We start from the raw sequence: 18599 nt of genomic DNA on the forward strand, positions 1-18599 counted from the left end.
ATGAAGATCGCGTGAGACAGCGATCTCATGAGTGGAGATCGTCGCAAGGAGATCGTCCGACATCTCAGTGANTAGTCCCTAGCGAAAGTTATGAAGATCGCGTGAGACAGCGATCTCATGAGTGGAGATCGTCGCAAGGAGATCGTCCGACATCTCAGTGAAGACGATCTCGATCGACTACTCGCCGAAACCGACGACGGAAAAGTTAGCAAGCGACTGACGTTCGTCAAGCGACTCTACAAAGGCGCAACTCTTGAGGACGCTGCCGACGACGTCGGCAGGTCCTCTGCGACTGCGACTCGCTGGGTACGACGATGGAATGAGGGGGGACTCGGTCTCCTCACGCCGAACTTCGGGGGCGGCAGGCCCCCGAAGCTCGGCGAGGACGAGCAGGAACAGTTGCTCGAACTCTTGCGAGAGGGTCAACCCTGGAAATCACAGGAGATCCAGTACCTCCTCAACGAAGAGTTCGACGTTGAGTACCATCCAGCTCACCTTGGAAGATTTCTCAAAAAGCTTGGTCTCTCACGTGCGATTCCACGAACACAGCGTCCCTCTCAACCTGAGAACGCCGAGGGGATCCTCGAAGAACGCGTCGGAGACGCGTTCGACGAGGACGCCGATGAGCCACACAACAAACAGGACAGTGATGATGAGGAAGGCTGGGTCGTTGACGACGATATCTGTACGGACGGCGGTACTATCCTCGGATTCTTCGATACATCCCATCCACAGCCGTGGGACAATTCACAGCGGATGTACTACGTCGATGATCCCCACATCACTCGACCGCTGGTTCGTCACGACGAACCAACGGTCGGCTTCTACGCACTCAACGGCGAGAGCGTGGTGAGCTTCCCCGAAAATCAGGAGAAAGAACAGATCTGTGCGTGTCTCGAACGGATCCGCGAGCAGAATCCGGGCAAGCGGATTCTGCTCGTCTTGGACAACTTCTCCTCGCACATCTGTCCGTACACGCGTAGGCGCGCGCATCAGCTAGGAATCGATTTGGTGTTCCTTCCGGTTGGCTCGCCGGATTTGAACCCGATCGAGCCGGTTTGGAAGAGTCTGCGCTGGGAAGCCTCGCCACTGATCGTCGAGAGCGCGGAGGAATTCCGCGCTCTCGTCACCGATCTGTTCGACCGCCTCACTGATCGGCTGAGTTTCGCCGTTTCATGGATCGAGAAATTCCTCGCTCCGTATCTTCAGAAGTTATCTAAATGACTATGNGTTCGACCGCCTCACTGATCGGCTGAGTTTCGCCGTTTCATGGATCGAGAAATTCCTCGCTCCGTATCTTCAGAAGTTATCTAAATGACTATGTGCGCTGGCTGGACTCCTCCGCCAGAACAAGTGAAAGCTGTCGATTCGAATTGTTACGGTCTGGAACAGCTTCTCGATCAGATTCCGTTCGCTGTAGTCGAGATGACCGCTCAACTCTCGCCGAGCGAGAGCGGTCAGATACCCACCGGCGTCAACGAGAAATTCGGTATCTGAGACGTTGTGTGTGGTAGTGAGTCGATGAAGGAACGCCGACGCGGGATCGGTCCCGCGTCGGCTGAATACTTCGATATCGAGGAGCAGTTTCGAATCGGTGTCGACAGCGGCATAGAGCCACTTTTTCTCGCCGTCGACGGTGATCTGTTTCTCGTCGACGGCGACCCGCGACGGCTCCGCCATCCTCAGAACGCTTCGCGTTCTGATGTGCTGCACGAGAGCTTTGCTCTCGTGAACGTCGGCGGGTCAGCCTGAGTCTCTGAGAGCGTGTGCGTCCAGTTCCAAATCGCTCCGTGGGAACGGTCAACGCCAAGCCAGTCGAGCACTGCAACGATCTCCCGCAGCGACAGCCCCATCGAATGGAGACGCACCCCGACACCCGTCAGGGTGTTCGGGGTGTGCTCATTCTGCCAAACCTCATCACAATCCACGTTCAACGTCTCTCTGAGTAGGTCCGCGAGTTTCATGGATAGTGCTCGCTACTGCCTGCTCATTCCTCAAGCCACCTTAGCTAGACACTGCCTCGTGCAGCATTTTTAAAACTTGTAACCATTAGTCAGAATATGGAATCGTTCACAGACGATGTCGCAATCGTAACGGGTGCTGGCTCCGGTATTGGAAGACAGACCGCGATTGCGTTTGCCGACCGCGGTGCACGTCTCGTCATTGCTGATCTTGATGTCGAAGGTGGGGAGGAAACCGTCGAGGAAATCGAATCCGACGGTGGTGAAGCACTCTTCATCGAAACGGATGTGACCGACGCCGAAGAGGCAGAGAAGATGGTCGAAGCGGCCGTTTCTGAGTTCGGTCGCCTGGACTACGCATTCAACAACGCCGGCATTAGTGGTGAATCGGCCCCGCTCGCTGACTACGATCCGGATCAATGGGAAGCTGTCATCAGCGTCAACCTCACTGGTGTCTTCAACTGCTTGCGGGCAGAGCTGGCACAGATGCAGGAGCAAGAAGACGGCGGTGTCGTGGTCAATAATTCGTCGGTACTCGGGAAGGTCGGTTTCGAAACCGGCGGGGCGTACTCCTCAGCTAAACACGGCGTACTCGGGATGACCAAAACCGCAGCACTCGAAAATGGTGAAACGGACGTGCGTGTGAATGCAGTGTGTCCAGGTTTCATCTCGACACCCATGATCGACGACTCAGATGATCTCGCAGAGGGGTCCGAGGCCCGTACGGAAATCGAACAACGTCACGCAATGAATCGTCTCGGAACACCTGCAGAGGTTGCAAACGCGGTTTGCTGGCTGTGCAGTGAGAACGCATCCTTCGTTACTGGCGAAGCACTCGGGGTTGAAGGTGGCTACCTGAGTCGCTAAATCGGCACGAGAGACGAACCCCGACGACGGTAACAACGCGATGCTCAACAGTGGTCGACTGAGATTCCATGATCCAGCATATAGCGTATAGACGATAATATTGGCTCTGGATAGACTGGAGTAGCTGTAATCGGCGGAATTAGCGGTTTCGCCGTTTACTCGTGCTTAGCTTAGTAAGGGCATGTAGATTTATCCACCTCCCCGCCCTCACCCATAGCGAACACGATGCCACGACCCAGAACCACGGTTACTCATCGCGAGAGCAGTGCTCGAGCCAGCGAACGCAACGGAGGCGCGTAGCGTGGTACGGATCGATGCAGTCACCGAGGACTTCCTAACGGACAAGGGCAAAGGCCAGGGTGGCGAGAGCGGTAATTACCGCCAGGACGCGGGCCGAGAGCTCGATCGATTCGTCGGCTTCCTTTCCAGTCACGAGGACAGTCCGACGACGTTCGACGAGTTGGAATCGGGTNGAGAGCTCGATCGATTCGTCGGCTTCCTTTCCAGTCACGAGGACAGTCCGACGACGTTCGACGAGTTGGAATCGGGTCATCTTCGCGAATATGCCCGTCACCTCACTCGACAGGGCTGGACTGCAGGTACGGTGCGCACGTACTACGCGTATATCTCTGCGTTCTGCGGCTGGGCTGTTCGCGAAGGCCACCTCGCCGAGAACGTTGCCCAGCGCCGTAATGCGACTGAACCGATACCCGATGACGGCGGTCATAAGAGCGGTGACCAGCAGGCATGGTCCGCCAAGGATCGTCAGCAGCTCACTACCTTCGTCGACGAACAGGCTAGCACCGCGATCGACGACATTGGTGAGGATCGAGAAGCAGCGATCAAAGCCTGCCGTGACCGCGCTCTGGTCTACTTGTTGTCGTATTCCGGCGTTCGAGGTGCTGAGATCCTTCGAGACCGGAGCGACGAGCGACGCCAGGGGCTTCGGTGGGAAGATGTTCACCTCGAAGATCGCTATGCGACAGTCTTCGCGAAAAAGCAGCGCCTCGACGATCGAGGCCTTCCCAACCCAGTGATTCATCCACTACAGATGTACCAGAAAGTGCTGGATGCACCGAGCGAGAGCTGGCCAGTGTTCCCCTCGTTTCATCGCCCGACGCTCTCTCAGCAGGTGACAGATGCGCTGGACCATCATGGATATACCAACACGGAGATCGAGGAGATACGTACCGACCATTCGTTGATCGAACTCTGCGTCGAGTACGACATCGAACCACCGTCGATAACGACCGACGCTGGCCGGCACGTTCTCAAACGTCTCTGCGAGGAAGCAGATATAGAACTCAACGATGGCGAAGAATATCTGATGCCTCACGGTGCCCGGCGCGGTGCCGGCGAGGTCCTCGTCCGTACGTCAGGGCATGCCGCTGCTGCCCGTGCACTCGATAACTCCGAGGAAGTCGTCCGCGAACACTACTCGCATATCGAAGCCGGTGATCTTGCCGACCAGATGACTAACGCTTTCGAAGAAGCTGATCAGCAAGCCGAATCCAGTAAGGATGTATCTGGCCATCATTAGATAAGAATCGGTAGTTTGGCGAGATTGGGCTCACAGCTGGTGTCAACAACGTCGAACAGACAACAGAACGGTGAATGCTCCGGATATTCATGAATTTGATTGACCCGCCCGAAGTGCGCTGAGTGAGTTGTTCGACCCTGGCGACGAGTTAGATCTCACGCTTGGGCGACGTTTTGCATCGAAAGAGCAGCGTTTGACCCGATTGCGATGCAACGCCCGACCATCCAATCGCCAACATCAGCATTGCTTATAAATGGTTGTCCACGCGGAATACACGAATATTGGCTGTTGTATATCATGGTAGTTCGTGCATGGCACAGACACCCACTGGCACGGGATCAGACCCAGGTATTCGCATGTACAGACAAAGCGGGGAAACGGACGAATGGTAGAATTCGAACCACGTTTATTTGAAGAGATTCCAGTAGTGGATCGGCCGTCGCTTGCCGAATCGCTCGTACCGATCGTTGGAATGGTTGTCTTCCTCAGCGTCGGCATCGTTGGGTTCGGACTGGGACCGCAGTTTCCGCTGCTCTGGGGGATTGCCTTCACGGGCCTGTTTGCCTGGTATCGTCTCGGCACGTCGTGGGAGGATCTGTACGACGGCATCACGGAAAGCCTTCTCATGGGGATGCAGGCGATCCTCATTATCTTCCTCGCCTACACGCTTGTCTCGACACTGATCCAAGCAGGGACGATTCCGACCCTCATGTACTACGGCGTCGAGTTGCTCACGCCGATGGTGTTCCTCCCGCTGACCGCGATTCTCGTCGCGGTCATCACGGTCGCAATCGGTTCCTCGTGGACGGCGGTCGGGGCCCTTGGCGTCGCGTTCATCGGAGTCGGTTCGGGTCTCGGAATCCCCGCGCCGATGACCGCCGGTGCGATCCTGTCGGGAGCGTACACCGGCGACAAACTTTCCCCACTGTCGGATACGACGAACCTTGCAGCCGCGGTGACGGACACCGATCTCTATACACATATCAGCGCGATGCGCCCCGGGTCGATGCTCGCGTTAGGAATATCGCTCGTGCTGTACGGTGTACTCGGACTGAGTGTTTCGGGAAACATCCCCGCCGGGCGCATCGCTGAGATTCAGACGGCTATCGAAGGATCATATTCCGTGACACCACTCGTCTTCGTGCCACTAATTGTGATCTTCGGCCTTGCCATCTACGGAATTCCGGCACTTCCCACGCTCGGGGCGGGCATCTTCGTTAGCGCTCTCACATCCATCGTCGTACAAGGAACTGGATTTGCCAGTGCGTGGTCGGCAGCTCTGTCCGGAACAGCTCCCGAGACGGGGATGAAACTCGTCAACGGGCTTCTGGAGAGTGGGGGGATGACCGACGCTGCGTGGGCCATCACCATCGTCATGGCCGCGCTCGCGCTCGGCGGACTGTTCGAGCGGACCGGCATTCTCGCGGTACTCGCCCACCACTTGGCACGCCTGTGTCACGGCACCGGCAGTACGACCGGCGTGACGGCACTTTCGGCGATTTCGATGAACGTACTTGCGGCCGAGCAGTACATCAGCATCGTCGTTCCGGGGATGTCGCTGCGAAACCTCTACAGCGAGCAAGGCCTCGAATCACAGAATCTCTCACGCGCCGTTGAGGCTGCCGGAACGACAACGAGCGCACTCGTTCCCTGGACCAGCGGTGCCGTCTACATGTCCGGCGTGCTTGGTGTCCCGACGATGCAGTACGCTCCTTTCTACTTCTTCGGCTTCCTCTCGCCGCTCGTGTTGCTGTTCATGGGCGCGACCGGCTGGCGCATTGTCTACAAGGACTCGGTCGAATCTACCGATGCTGCGCCGGCCGATGACGGACCCGTCTCGGTCGCCGGAGAAGACTGAACGAATCTCGTTTTCACTTATCAGCTCGACGAACTGCTTGCATGGTTCTCGTTGTCCACACCTCGTTCCGCTGCGGGCTAGCGGCGGATCAGAGATGGGCGGCAAACAGGTCGGCGAACTTCTCCTCGGCGCGTCTGAGATGATCTTCGACCGTTCGTCGACCGATCCCGACCGCGTCCGCGATTTCGGTCGTCGTCGTATCCCGCGGAATCTCGTAGTATCCCTGCTCGTAGGCGATGAGAAACACCTCCCGCTGGCGGTCGGTGAGCGTCGGAAACTGTGATCGCATCGAGAACACCGGCGTCTCAGACTCTACTTTCGTCAGCTTCCGTTTGGATTCGACGTCGACAGTATATTCGGATGAGATATCCCGGTAGAACGACGAGAGGTTCGCAGGATCAAGTGCGAGCACGCGCACCACTTTCGTCCCGTTTTCGTACTGCCACGGCGGGAAGAGCAGACAGTTGTTGGCGACGAGATACGGTCTGATGTAATCGCCCGCCTGTTCGGCCAGACAATCTTCAGTGATGACGAACTGGCCGCTATCGTCTTCAAGCTGTTCGTCCACCCCGACCTCGGATCGGACGTGACCGATCACGTCGTCCTGCCGTTCACCGGTCACATAGAGTAGATCGCAGTGATCGTTACACCAGAGTTTGATCTCCGTGTCGGTACCGGACGTCGACTGCGAATACGGGCTGTCCCCGTCAATCCGGAACACGGCTTTGTGCATGACGGCCAACTCGTCGCCACGAGGTTAAACCGATCGACCGTCTGGGTCCGTTTTCGTGTCATCTCACGGGACTAGACAATCGGCGAAACCCTCGTGAAACGATGACGATCCGTTGGGTATGAGCAACTGCGTGTCCCACGCAGGGTATAAATAGCGTTCCATACGGAATAAGCAATGCTACGCGACACGATACCGAACAGCAATATATGGCAACGGACCTCACTCAGGACGGTGTCTCGGAGCAGATACAGTCCGTTATCGATGAGGTTGGACAGATCTCGGAAACCGGTGAGATCCCGACCCGAATTCACAACGACCAAGAAATCTACGAGCTGGAACGAGAACGTGTGTTCGGCGGGAGTTGGGTGTTCATCGGCCACGAATCGGAGATCCCAGAACCCGGCGACTATGCCAAACGCTACATCGCCGATAGCCCCGTGATCTTCGTCCGTGATGAAGACGACGAGATCCGGGTGCTGTTCGACTCCTGTCGACATCGTGGTACGACCGTTGTGCGGGCCGAACAGGGCAATACGACCCATTTCCGCTGTCCATACCACAACTGGACATACAAAAACACTGGCGAGCTCGTCGGCGTTCCACACAAAGAACAGTGCTACCAAGAGTTGGATACCTGTGAATACGCCCTCCAATCCCCGGCGCAGGTCGATAGCTACGCAGGCCTCGTCTTCGCATGTCTCTCCGAGGAGACACCACCACTCGACGAGTATCTCGGCGATTTCGAGTGGTATCTCGACCCCGCTGTCGATTTCGCCGAAGAAGGGCTAGAGGTCGTCGGCGAGCCGATTCGCTGGGAAGCCGATACGAGCTGGAAGATCGCTGCGGATAACTTCACCGGCGATGCCTACCACGTGCCAGCGGCCCATAAATCGACGATGGATCTCGACATTTTCCCCTCGGATCTGACCGCGCTCGCGGGTAATCGGACCTCACTCGATGTGTTCGATTGTAGTGGCCATTCGTGTTCGTTCTCGTACTTCGAGGAAAGTCCCGGCGGCTACCCCGAGGAAATCTATCGCGACGACCACCTCACCGAACTCCAATCCAAGATCGCCAAAAATCACGTTTCGATCGTCGGGACCGTCTTCCCGAACCTCTCGTTCAACAACACGCTGAAAAACGCCGATCCGGACAATCGGGAGCTGACGAAGTTCCTGACGATCCGCAAATGGCAGCCGATCGGTCCGGACAGAACCCAGATCTGGAACTGGATTCTCGTCCCGAAAACTGCCTCCGAGGAGTTCAAAGAGCGAGCCTACGACACCGGCATCACCACTTTCAGCGTCTCAGGGAATTTCGAGGTCGATGATTTCGCCGTCTGGGACGGTATCACCGAGGCAGCAGGGAGTTCGTTCGTCCGCAAAACCAATCGTACGTCGAATTACCAAATGGGGATGGGAGAGATGGGCGACGCTGAAGACATCTCCGACGAATGGGATGGCCCAGGAACGGTCGTCAACTCTGCTTTCGAGGACGGCACGATGCGAACGTTCTACCAGAGCTGGTATCGCACCATGACTGGCCAGCGCATCGACGGATCGGGGGACAAGGCGGCGCAACGGAGTGATTAAGATGACGAACCACGAGCTGCGACTCGACTGTGAAGACTTCCTCCACCACGAGGCTGAGCTGTTAGACGACAAGCGTCTCCATGACTGGTTCGACCTCCTCACCGAAGATATCGAGTACAAGGTCCCGCGGCGGGTGACACGCGAGCGAAGCTCCGAACGCTCGGAGTTCAGTGGCAAGGGCTTTCTCTACCGTGACGACCACGGCACACTCGCGACCCGCGTCGAACGCTTCGATAACGACTACGCGTGGGCGGAGAACCCGCCATCCCGGACGCGCCGGTTCGTCTCGAACATTCGAGTGAACGAGCTCCCAAATGACGACAAAGACGATGTGACGGTGAAGAGTAACTTGATGTTTTACCGAAGTCAGGGCGATACCGCTGATCACGACCTCATCGTCGGCGAGCGGGAGGACCGACTTCGTCGTGTCGACGACGGATTCAAACTCGCGGACCGAACGGTGTATCTCGACCAGACAGTTCTCGCGAGCCGAAACATGTCGTTTTTCCTCTGAATCGGAGGTACATTCCCATGAACCACATCCCACTCACCGAACTGACGGCAGACAGTCACACAATCGAACTCAGTCGCGTTGAGACTCCAAAAGGCGAACGCCTCGAGATCAAAACGCCAACCTCGTCAATCCGGTTGGATGCGGTCGCGCTGGAGGCACTCACTTGGCAAGATAACGAGACGCTTGCTACTCTTCCAGATGCTGGCACTGATCAGGTGACATCTGTGCCCGATGCGCCCGAGCAGGGTGAACGAACCCAACTGACGGTCATCTCGAACGAGTTCGGCTTCGTTGTCGTCTACGAAACTTTGACGGAAATGAGCGTTCGCATCGACTTAGAAGCCGAAAAACAGGATGAATCGATTCAGTTGTGTCCAAGCGAACTCAAAACTCTCGCTCAACAGGAACAGAATCTCTTCACTCAGTGGGTACAAACTGATCTGAACGAATGAATCCTCTGCTAAAACCTATATTATAGGAATATTTGCTATTACTCTGTCTATTATTAACCATATGGAGCATTCATCTTTTTGTGTGCGCTATCCGAACGAATGGATGACGATGGTAGCGACGATCCCACTCGAGCAAGCGACTACAGTGATCGAAGCGGCCGAACAGCACGCTGAAGAGATCGGTGTCCCATCGGTTCTCACGGTATCGAATTCAGAGGGGAATCTCGTTGCCCAACACCGGATGGATGGCGCGTGGCTGCCGAGCGTCACTATTTCTCGGAACAAGGCCTACACGGCCGCCGGGCTGAAAATGCCGACCCACGAACTCGCTGACGTGACACAACCCGGCGAAACGTTGTATGGGCTTCAGACGGTCGACGAGGGTCGTATCGTCATTTTCGGTGGAGGATTCCCACTCGAAAACGACGGCGAAATCGTCGGAGCCGTAGGCTCAAGCGGTGGAATGCCCGATGAGGATGTCGAGATCGCAGAGGCTGCTGTCGAAAAGTTCCAAGAACTAGCCGAATAGCGCCACTCAGGACATTCGTAAATCACGCGTACAGGGATTTTGATGGCGGGCAGTCGATTGATCTATCGTAGAGCAGATTCAACAATATTGTTGCAACTTACTCATGCTTAGTTTGGTATATCTGTACTTTTACCTACCACCCCGCTCTCTCCCACAGCGACCACCATGCCACGGCCTAAAACCACGGTTACTCGTCCTGAGAACGGCAATCAAGCCAGTGGATGGAGCGGAGGTTCGTAGCGTGGTTCGCATCGAAGCGGTCGCCGAGGACTTCCTGACGTGCTCACAGTGCGATTCGACGAGACCACACATTACCAATCACTAGTTATAACGACACAAAACACCAATCAGCGGCAGACAGGACAGGAGGAATTATTCGTTCCTTCCTTGACAGCGTACCGAAACCCACAGTTAGCACAAACTGTCTCATCGATTTTGATACCGAGGTCTGGAGACGGAGGGGCCCGATGCCCGAAATCAGTCTTATCAGTGTTTGTCTCTACCTCAAGAAAATCACTTGAACCCATATCGCTGAACGCGTCTTCGAGCGCACCACCGAGTTCTTCCTCTAGCATCCGTCTTGCCTCGTTCTCCGCGACTGCTTCCCCATACGCGGCTTGTTCTTCTGTAAGGTATTCATCGAACTCCGCGATCCACTCACAATACGGACAGCGAATATTTAGATAATGCTCCTCTTCGTAAGTATCCCCCTCGATAGTGAACTGTCCCTCGCAGTTCGGGCATTGCCGTGGAAGCATCCCTTCGGCGTCCGTCGATAAATCGATGCTCACTACACGTTCCGTCATACAATCCCACTCCCATTCTTCCAGGCATCCGTGAACTGGGAGACAATCGATTCGCGATTAATCGGTCGCAGCTCCGAGGCGGTATGCTGGGTGTCACCTGCATCATGAAACGAATGCCCCCATGCCCATCCATCCTCTCGGTCTCGGATAACATATCGGTCATGAAAATCCCAATTGCTGTTTGATAGGCTTCGTACCTCGATATCCGAGTGCTGCTGCGAAAACTGATTAACGAGGTTCTGATAGTCATCCCCTGTTACCGTGTTTGATGTCATGACCTTGATGTCGACTCCCTGAGGAACGTGCTGCAGCAGATCGTACAACCCCTCACGTGCATACCTATCAATGACAATGAGTTCCTCTTGTGAGAGTTCAACGATATCGCGAAACAAGTTCTCCGCCTTTTCAGACTCATTTGGTCCGATTGAGGCCTGACGCAGCGATTGGTGGGTTCTTGTCCGTGGAATCCCCACCCCGTCTTGTCTGTACGATTCGAACCGATCAATGCCCCGATCAGTGATGTTCGCACTGTGATAGAAGAGACCGCCACCACCCCCATGTGTTTCGACGAGCCGCTTTTCCTTCAAATACCAAATATTCTGATCGACAATCGGCTCGTCACCTAGCTCACCAATAAGTTCGTCCCGTCCCGCAAACACGAGTCCCGCGTTCTCTCGATCGATTTGATATAACTTCTTCAATAGTTCATACCTCATGTCGCTCTCAAGAATCGTCTCGTAACCGTCTTTCTGGAGCTTTTCGATACCAGTAGGGCTGATTTGAATCGTACTGACCCGCTGCCCGATCGCTCCTCTCACCTCGGCATACTCCTCATCTATCCGCTCGGCAACATAGGCCACGTGATCCTGATCAAATTCATCCAGTTCCTCGTAGAGATCCTCACCCGTCACTCCATGGTACTGCACGTCCTCGAACTGATTGTACGACACTTTCAGAATCTCTCTCGCAATCTTCTCGTCCTGTTGATTTAAAGACGGCATTATTATTTGTCATATTTCTCAAGCCATATATCTCTTGCTCCAAGGCATCCGTGAGTAGCAATGCATGTAACCGTGCTCATGATTCACGCGATACGGTACTGTTGACTTAGTCGGCTGAAGTAGGTGGAGTTCCTTCGTACATGACCGGCTCATGATAGAGGAACTTCGGTTGGCAGATGAGGACACCAGCACTGTACCGTTTTTGCACGGGGAGCGCACGCCAGCCGGATCAGGCCGGCTGGCGTGCGCGTTGCATGCCTCAGCGCTTCACTTACCGAAATCCGCGACATGCTCGGCTGGTTCGGCGTTGACCGCAGCCGCCCCGCTATTCGCAACTGGTGTCAGTCGTTCGCCAAGTCTCACGAGCAAACATTCACCGCCGAACCTGATCGCGTTGCGGTTGACGAAAAATAGGTTCAGCTGGCCGAAGAGCGCGAAATGTGGCTGTACGCAGCGATCGATATCGACTCGAAAGTCGTGCTGGAGTGGTCTGCGTAAGAACTGAATGTTGGTCAGCGAGGGGCCCAGTAAGCCCACTGCTGTCACTAGGTTTCCGCTTGCTGAAATACCGACGCCCCCTCAACATTCAAACGTTGTGCCAATCACTCGCGCACGACTTTCTGAACATCGTGGAACCGACCCAGCAACGTCGTTTCTCCGCGAGTTGAAAGAGAAACACCGCGTCTCCGACGCAGAATTTCTCGTCGATGGCATGGACTACCTGACCGCCCTCGCAAAGACCGATCTGGGTAATCATCTCGACTACACCGACCGAAACATCGTCGAGAAGCTGTTTCAGACGTTCACAATGCGGATTGAACGATTTCATGAAACATGGAACGGCAGTCAGCCAAGCGCCGAGCGCTGGCTGACTGCCTACACCTATTACTACAATCACCTCCGAAGTCACCGATCCCTTGACAATCAACCGCCGGTCGAAGCTGCCGGCCTAAGTTAACAGTGCCACTCGTGCTTAGCACTCTAATCCCGAGTAGACTTTCCCGAAAGCCCCGGTTCTCGAGTGATCAAAGAGAGTGCCGTCGGAACGATCAATACGCCCGACTGCTAGATCAGTTCGCAATTAGACGTGCGATCCAGACAATGGGAATCACCGGGATCGCTAGTCCAGTGACGAGGAGAACGATCGCGATGATGATTTTCTCACCACGGCTGGCATCACCCCAGATCGACTGCCACATCTCATCAATCGCTGTCGCGGTTCGCTGTATGAGTCCAGCCATATGGGTCCGTTTCAGTAGAGCGATTGTAAACCTTCGCGCTGCAGTAAAATCATGTTGTGGACGGAATCGTCTGCTGACATCCATATTGGACGAAGATTCAATACCCGCCCCGTCGCAGACGACAGCACAGATAACCCGGTGTGCTTCTTCGTCTTTTGCGCAGCGGTGTCCTAACGATGGAATCAGGCATCCATCCAGAGATACGGAGTCGTTGTGAGGCCACTATGACGGTCAAGGCACACAACGCGGGCTCGAGACGAATCATCAGTATTTGTCGGTGACGATAGTACTCTCCTTGGTGTTGCGGCCGTCTATCTGGTCTCCCATACCGATCTCGTGGCATCTACGTGTCGCGTTCGACCTCGGGATTGCTGTCCTGCTTATCCGCGATGCCGTCCAATCCGATAGGCGCTACCGTGAATTCCGCGGGATTGTCCTGATGTGTCACATCGACAATGTCAAACAGACGCAGCCTGCTGATTCCAACTCCCTATGGCGATTCAATGGAAGCCCAAGATTTATAATCTCGTCAACTGAGTGAGCTAGCGTGGTTTACGAGACAGGGTGCCGCACCGTTGACGACGCTGTCGCCTGTATACTCGACGGCGAGACGCTCGATCGCCGGGATGGGCTCGCACTGATGGCCCAGCCGGTCAAGCCCCTCGCCGAGGGAGCCGATTACGTCCGCTCCCAACTTGGCGACGATACCGTCGACGCGTGCTCTATCGTGAACGCGAAGGCGGGCAACTGCGCAGAGAACTGTGGGTTCTGTGCGCAGTCTGTTCACTTCGACACTGGTATCGACACATACGGCTTTCTCGACCCCAAAGAAATCCTCAAGGCGGCCAAGCAGGCCGAACGCGATGGTGCCCAGCGCTTTGGCATCGTCGTCGCCGAGAAAGGCGTCTCCAAAGAAAAACGCCCCGACGAGTGGAATGAAGTCATCCGCGCCATCCGATTAGTACGAGACGAAACTGATGTCGAAGTCGACGCCTCTCTTGGGATTCTTACCGAAGAGGAGGCCGCGATTCTCGCGGATGAAGGCCTCAACCACTACAATCACAACATCGAAACCTCGCCGCGTTTCTTCCCCGAAATCGTCGGGACACATGACTTTGAAGATCGCGTGAAGACACTCGAAGTCGCCAAGGATGCTGGCATGGACCTCTGTGCCGGCGTTATCCTAGGCATGGGCGAAGCACCCACTGACCGTGTAGACGCGGCCATCGCGCTTCAGGATCTCGAAGTCTCCTCGCTTCCCGTCAACATCCTCAACCCGGTCGCCGGGACGATGTTCGACAACCGGGAGACAGCACTCATCTCTACGGCGGAAATCATCAAGACAATCGCGGTTTACCGGCTTCTCCACCCGCATGCGCGGGTTCGACTCACCGGTGGCCGCGAGGTCAACTTCGCCGAGGACGAGCAACACCTCCCCTTCGAAGCCGGCGCGGATGGCATCCTTACCGGGGACTACCTCACCACTGAGGGCCAGTCACCCGGCGACGATATCGAGATGATGGAACAAGCTGGCATGAAGCCTAATACCAAAGTCAACGATTTCGATCCGGAAGAAGTGAAATCCCGTGGTGATGACTTGGCCGAACCTGTGGGCACAACGGTTGGGACGGCCACGAGCAAGACGGAGCCGTCTGATGATTAACCCAGATATACAGCAACAGTCATGAACGACATCAACTTCGCCATTCTCGGCACTGGTGGTATCGGCCGTCGCGCACTCGAAGTCTCCGTGGCAAAAGACGAACTCATGCCCATTGCAGCCTGCGACCGCCACGGGATCGCCGTCGATCACGGTGGTCTCGACGTGGATGAACTGCTGGCTGCAACCGAGGGGAACATCGCTTCCGACGGCGGGACTGCCATCGAGTCTAGCGGTGACGGCATCAAAGAACACGGCGACGACAAGGGCGTCGTTACCTCAAGGCAGGCAGTATCGACTGAGACGCCGATCGAAGATATTATCGCCGAACACGAAGCCATCGACGCGGTACTCATTGCGCTTCCGAACCTCGAACACGACTTCATCCCGAACATCGCCGAGCGCTTCGCGGACGCAGGCTACGAGGGTGTCCTCGTCGACGTACTCAAGCGTTCGCGTGTCATCGGTATGCTCGACGAGCGCGAGGAACAACTGGAAGAATCGGGTATCACGTTCGTCTGCGGTGCGGGCGCGACACCCGGCCTCCTTACGGGCGCGGCGGCACTCGCTTCCCAGTCGTTCGTCGAGATCGAAGAGATAGAAATCTGGTGGGGTGTCGGCCTCAAATCCGGCTATGAGGACAACCGTGGTACCGTACGCGAAGACATTGCCCACCTCCCCGACTACGATATCGAGTCAGCACGCGACCTTTCAGATGAAGACATCGAAGAAATCGTTGACGCCCACGACGGCGTCATCAAGTTCAACGATATGGAGCATGCCGACGATGTCCTCCTCGAACGGGCAGGTATCTGCGACACTGAAGACGTGACCGTCGGTGGCATTCTCGATCTCAGAAACGATCAAAAGCCAACCACTACGACCGTCAAAGTCACGGGCCGTACGTTCGATGGCGATGTCGGTACCAATACGTTCGAACTCGACGACGACACGAGCATGGAAGCCAACGTGAACGGTCCCGCACTCGGCTACCTGAAAGCCGCTGTTCGCCGCAACCGGACCGATGATTACGGCGTCTATGGCCCGGCCGAGCTCATGCCCGGGTTTTGAACCGTGCAGTGGCAGATGGGTCGAGGATTCGACCTCGAAGCACGCCTCCAGTCCCGGGAAGAGCGTGGGCTCCGCCGCGAGCTTGCACCTGTCGACCGTATCGGGCCGACGGCTCGCCGAGTACCCGACCCGGGTGCCGACGTGCCAGCTTTCGACGCCAATGCCGAGGGGCTGCTGGTGTTCGCGACCAACGACTACCTCGGGCTCGCAGGCGACGACAGATTGGCCGAAGCAGCCGCCCGGATTGCCCATGAATTCAGTACTGGCGCGGGTGCCAGCCGGCTAGTCGTAGGGGATACATTCGTTCACCGCGATCTCGAACACGCACTCGCCAAATCGAAAGAGACCAAGCGTGCGCTGGTGTTTTCCTCGGGGTACGCCGCCAACATCGGGACGATTACGGCACTCGCTCCCGACGTGGTTTTCTCCGATGAACTCAATCATGCCTCCATTATCGACGGCTGCCGGCTCTCCGATGCCGAGATCAAGGTGTACGATCACTGTAGTGCTACTGACCTCCGGGCAGCTATGGACCGTCGTGCCTGCGAATCAGATGAAGAGGAATCCTGGCTGGTCGTAACAGATTCGGTGTTCAGCATGGATGGTGACATCGCTCCACTCAGCACGATATGCTCGGCCGCCGAGCACTACGGCGCGTGGATGATGGTCGACGAAGCCCACGCGACAGGCGTGTACGACGGTGGCGTGGTCGGGCAGCTGGGACTCGAAGACCGCGTCCACATCCAGTTGGGAACCCTCTCGAAGGCGCTCGGTTCTCAGGGCGGGTTCGTCGCCGGGAACGAGACGCTTATCGAGTATATAGCGAATACGGCCCGCTCGTTTGTCTTCTCTACCGGGCTCGCTCCACCTGCGGCGGGTGCCGCACAGGAGGCGCTACGTATCGCACAGATGACGGATCGCCCGCGTACGCTTCAGGACCGCGCTGATCACCTCCGGTCGGGGCTCAAGGACCTCGGCTTCGAGGTGCTCGGCGAAACCCATATCCTGCCCGTGCTGATCGGGGATCGGGAGAATGCGGTCGCGCTCGACGAAGCACTCCGCGACCGTGGAGTGCTCGCCCCTGCCATCCGCCCGCCGACTGTCCCTGAAGGGATGTCACGGCTGCGCGTTGCCCCCACAGCAACGCACACAAGCGAGCAACTCGACCGTTGTCTCGACGCGTTTGAGGCCGCTGGTGAGGAGGTAGGGCTGCGATGAGTCTCTTTGTGCTCGGCACCGGTACAGATGTCGGCAAGACCGTCATCACTGCCGGCCTCGTTGGATGGCTTCGTGACCGCGGTCGCGATGCGGTCGGTATCAAGCCTGTACAGACTGGCTATCCACCCGACGACGATGTTGGCTTCGTCACCGAGGCTACGAACAGCGAGGACGCCGGTGTCTGCCTTCGCTATCTTGAACCCGCACTTGCCCCGGCAGTTGCCGCAGACGTGGAAGACACCGATCTCTCCTACAACGAGATACTACAGGGCTGTCGGCACAAACTCAAAGCTGCCAATCCGGGTGTCGTCGAAGGGATTGGTGGTCTCCGGGTACCGCTCGCTGAGGAGATGGAGGTCATCGATCTGGCCGCCGATCTCGGATTACCAATGTTCGTGGTCGCACGCTCGGGACTCGGTACGCTCAATCACAGTGCGCTGACCGTTGAAGCTCTCGAACGGCGCGGTCTCGACGTCTGGGGTGTCGTGCTTAATGATTACGCCGGCGAAACGCTCGCTGAGCGGACGAATACGAACGTACTCGAATCAATGATCGACCCGCCGGTATACACAATGCCAGCACTTGACTTGGTAACGCCAGACGAGGCGGTAACAGCGGTAAGGGAAAACCTCCCGTCAAGCGTGCTGCCTGAATAGCGGTACGACGGATGCAGGAAGTGCATCCCCCCCCCCCCTTACGTGTGATACTACGGGGCCTGTACAGCTTCACTGATGCTGTCGGAATGGTTGATTTGCATCAGCGCGGCGTCAGTACGTTTTCATGCTATCGAGGCGGCTTGTTTGATGAAGCAGAAAAGAGTCTTCTGCACAAAGACGCTTCTTCCGCACCATCTCGATCGTTCTGACGACTTACAGCGACGCCGTTCGTGGATTCATAGAGCCTGGTCGTCAGTTGTTTCCGCTGTATACGCCATATCGAAGAAGGCAGCTTCCAACTCAACGGCCCGCCTGAAGAGAGTGTCAATACGAGATTGTCTTTCTGCAGAGAGTTTTGGACCGTACTGGTCCATCTGATCGCAAAGCCAACTGACGTAATCTTCGAATTCTGGGTTCGCGTGGATCTCAACCCATTCGTCAAGATAGAAGCGCGATGGAGACTGGCTATCGACGTGGGTTGCCCACGAAAAGTACACCCATTCAGCAGCGAGCGTCACGGCCAGCGTCTCTTCGTATCCCCCTTCGAGTGCTGCTCGCAGCATCACTTCCCGAAACTCTTGCATGGTTGGTGTGAGCTCTGTATCGGACAGCTCCGTCTTGGAAACCTCTAAGGCATCAAATGACCGTTCGAAGTAGTCGTTCTCACTGCCGGTCAACACTGAAAGCGCGTCAGTCAACTCGGCTTTCTCATCCAACGTATGAGCCTGCCCAACCGCATAGCCAACCACACTGGCCCCCGTTTCGAGAAACGCGTAATCCTGAATGAGATACCGTCGGAAAACCTCATCATCCCACTCGTTATCGCTTAAGGATTCGTCCGGATCAGCAGGCGCTACTGTCTCCCGCGTCAGCCGGAACTCATGGATCGATGGCTCCATA

Annotated in this window: 18 protein-coding genes and 2 pseudogenes; 14 read left to right on the top strand and 6 right to left on the bottom strand. The window is 56.3% G+C overall.

All coding sequences use genetic code 11. The features are described from left to right. Nucleotides 1-117: 117 nt before the first annotated feature. Nucleotides 118-1224, top strand: a complete 1107-nt coding sequence (locus C451_RS05540; RefSeq protein ID WP_007738580.1) for an IS630 family transposase — start codon at nucleotides 118-120, stop codon at nucleotides 1222-1224. A gap of 78 nt (nucleotides 1225-1302) precedes the next feature. Here the strand turns inward: C451_RS05540 and C451_RS05545 are convergent. Next, a pseudogene (locus C451_RS05545) lies at nucleotides 1303-1964 on the bottom strand (IS6 family transposase); the annotation flags it as partial. A gap of 96 nt (nucleotides 1965-2060) precedes the next feature. On the opposite strand from C451_RS05545, the gene C451_RS05550 reads away from it, so the two are divergent. From C451_RS05550 to arcD, 3 genes are all read left to right on the top strand, one after another. Next, nucleotides 2061-2828 (top strand): SDR family NAD(P)-dependent oxidoreductase, encoded by a 768-nt coding sequence (locus C451_RS05550; RefSeq protein WP_007738581.1) that lies wholly within the window; start codon nucleotides 2061-2063, stop codon nucleotides 2826-2828. Nucleotides 2829-3129: 301 nt separating this feature from the next. After that, entirely contained in the window at nucleotides 3130-4368 is a 1239-nt protein-coding gene (locus C451_RS05555) for a site-specific integrase (RefSeq protein WP_049912992.1), read from the top strand. A 337-nt stretch (nucleotides 4369-4705) separates the two neighbouring features. Beyond that, nucleotides 4706-6226, top strand: coding sequence for an arginine/ornithine antiporter ArcD (gene arcD / locus C451_RS05560; protein ID WP_275039320.1), 1521 nt, complete (start codon nucleotides 4706-4708; stop codon nucleotides 6224-6226). Between the two features lie 88 nt (nucleotides 6227-6314). Here the strand turns inward: arcD and C451_RS05565 are convergent, their stop codons facing one another. Then, the gene (locus tag C451_RS05565; protein ID WP_007738584.1) at nucleotides 6315-6959 is read right to left on the bottom strand and encodes a helix-turn-helix domain-containing protein; all 645 of its coding nucleotides are present in this window, start codon (nucleotides 6957-6959) and stop codon (nucleotides 6315-6317) included. A gap of 206 nt (nucleotides 6960-7165) precedes the next feature. Here C451_RS05565 and C451_RS05570 point away from each other — a divergent pair, with 206 nt between their 5' ends. The 4 genes from C451_RS05570 (at nucleotide 7166) to C451_RS05585 (ending at nucleotide 10046) form a co-directional block, all read left to right on the top strand. Continuing rightward, entirely contained in the window at nucleotides 7166-8551 is a 1386-nt protein-coding gene (locus C451_RS05570; protein ID WP_007738586.1) for an aromatic ring-hydroxylating oxygenase subunit alpha, read from the top strand. Between the two features lies 1 nt (nucleotide 8552). After that, complete coding sequence (locus tag C451_RS05575) at nucleotides 8553-9065, top strand: aromatic-ring-hydroxylating dioxygenase subunit beta (protein WP_007738588.1); 513 nt, start codon at nucleotides 8553-8555, stop codon at nucleotides 9063-9065. A 17-nt stretch (nucleotides 9066-9082) separates the two neighbouring features. After that, nucleotides 9083-9517 carry a hypothetical protein gene (locus C451_RS05580; RefSeq protein ID WP_007738590.1) on the top strand — a complete coding sequence of 145 codons (435 nt, stop codon included), beginning with the start codon at nucleotides 9083-9085 and terminating at the stop codon, nucleotides 9515-9517. Nucleotides 9518-9626: 109 nt separating this feature from the next. Further along, complete coding sequence (locus tag C451_RS05585; protein WP_049912993.1) at nucleotides 9627-10046, top strand: GlcG/HbpS family heme-binding protein; 420 nt, start codon at nucleotides 9627-9629, stop codon at nucleotides 10044-10046. A 347-nt stretch (nucleotides 10047-10393) separates the two neighbouring features. Here the strand turns inward: C451_RS05585 and C451_RS05590 are convergent, their stop codons facing one another. Further along, on the bottom strand, nucleotides 10394-10852 hold the full coding sequence (locus C451_RS05590; RefSeq protein WP_007738595.1) for a hypothetical protein: 459 nt from the start codon (nucleotides 10850-10852) through the stop codon (nucleotides 10394-10396). Then, the gene (locus tag C451_RS05595) at nucleotides 10849-11853 is read right to left on the bottom strand and encodes a hypothetical protein (RefSeq protein WP_007738597.1); all 1005 of its coding nucleotides are present in this window, start codon (nucleotides 11851-11853) and stop codon (nucleotides 10849-10851) included. The genes C451_RS05590 and C451_RS05595 overlap by 4 nt, the downstream gene beginning before the upstream one ends. Before the next feature lie 622 nt (nucleotides 11854-12475). Here C451_RS05595 and C451_RS24590 point away from each other — a divergent pair. Together C451_RS24590 and C451_RS24360 are read left to right on the top strand one after the other, a co-directional pair. Further along, nucleotides 12476-12565, top strand: a pseudogene (locus tag C451_RS24590) (IS6 family transposase); the annotation flags it as partial. Further along, nucleotides 12566-12811: a hypothetical protein gene (locus tag C451_RS24360; RefSeq protein ID WP_394295064.1), complete on the top strand. Its 246-nt coding sequence runs from the start codon at nucleotides 12566-12568 to the stop codon at nucleotides 12809-12811. 112 nt (nucleotides 12812-12923) lie between these two features. Here C451_RS24360 and C451_RS22870 read toward each other — a convergent pair whose 3' ends face one another. Next, nucleotides 12924-13094, bottom strand: a complete 171-nt coding sequence (locus C451_RS22870; RefSeq protein WP_007738602.1) for a hypothetical protein — start codon at nucleotides 13092-13094, stop codon at nucleotides 12924-12926. 547 nt (nucleotides 13095-13641) lie between these two features. On the opposite strand from C451_RS22870, the gene bioB reads away from it, so the two are divergent. Genes bioB through bioD form a run of 4 tightly spaced genes read left to right on the top strand, consistent with a single transcriptional unit; the run spans nucleotide 13642 to nucleotide 17699 of the window. Next, nucleotides 13642-14757: a biotin synthase BioB gene (bioB, locus tag C451_RS05610; RefSeq protein WP_007738604.1), complete on the top strand. Its 1116-nt coding sequence runs from the start codon at nucleotides 13642-13644 to the stop codon at nucleotides 14755-14757. 21 nt (nucleotides 14758-14778) lie between these two features. Beyond that, entirely contained in the window at nucleotides 14779-15825 is a 1047-nt protein-coding gene (locus tag C451_RS05615; protein WP_007738606.1) for a hypothetical protein, read from the top strand. Nucleotides 15826-15840: 15 nt separating this feature from the next. After that, nucleotides 15841-17043, top strand: a complete 1203-nt coding sequence (locus tag C451_RS05620; protein WP_007738607.1) for an aminotransferase class I/II-fold pyridoxal phosphate-dependent enzyme — start codon at nucleotides 15841-15843, stop codon at nucleotides 17041-17043. Further along, on the top strand, nucleotides 17040-17699 hold the full coding sequence (gene bioD, locus C451_RS05625; RefSeq protein WP_007738608.1) for a dethiobiotin synthase: 660 nt from the start codon (nucleotides 17040-17042) through the stop codon (nucleotides 17697-17699). The genes C451_RS05620 and bioD overlap by 4 nt, the downstream gene beginning before the upstream one ends. A 236-nt stretch (nucleotides 17700-17935) precedes the next feature. Here the strand turns inward: bioD and C451_RS05630 are convergent. Then, nucleotides 17936-18599, bottom strand: a 664-nt coding sequence (locus C451_RS05630; RefSeq protein ID WP_007738610.1) for a TenA family protein, incomplete at its 5' end; no start/stop codon positions are given.

It is taken from the genome of Halococcus thailandensis JCM 13552 (genome assembly GCF_000336715.1).
GTDB classification, from domain to species: domain Archaea; phylum Halobacteriota; class Halobacteria; order Halobacteriales; family Halococcaceae; genus Halococcus; species Halococcus thailandensis.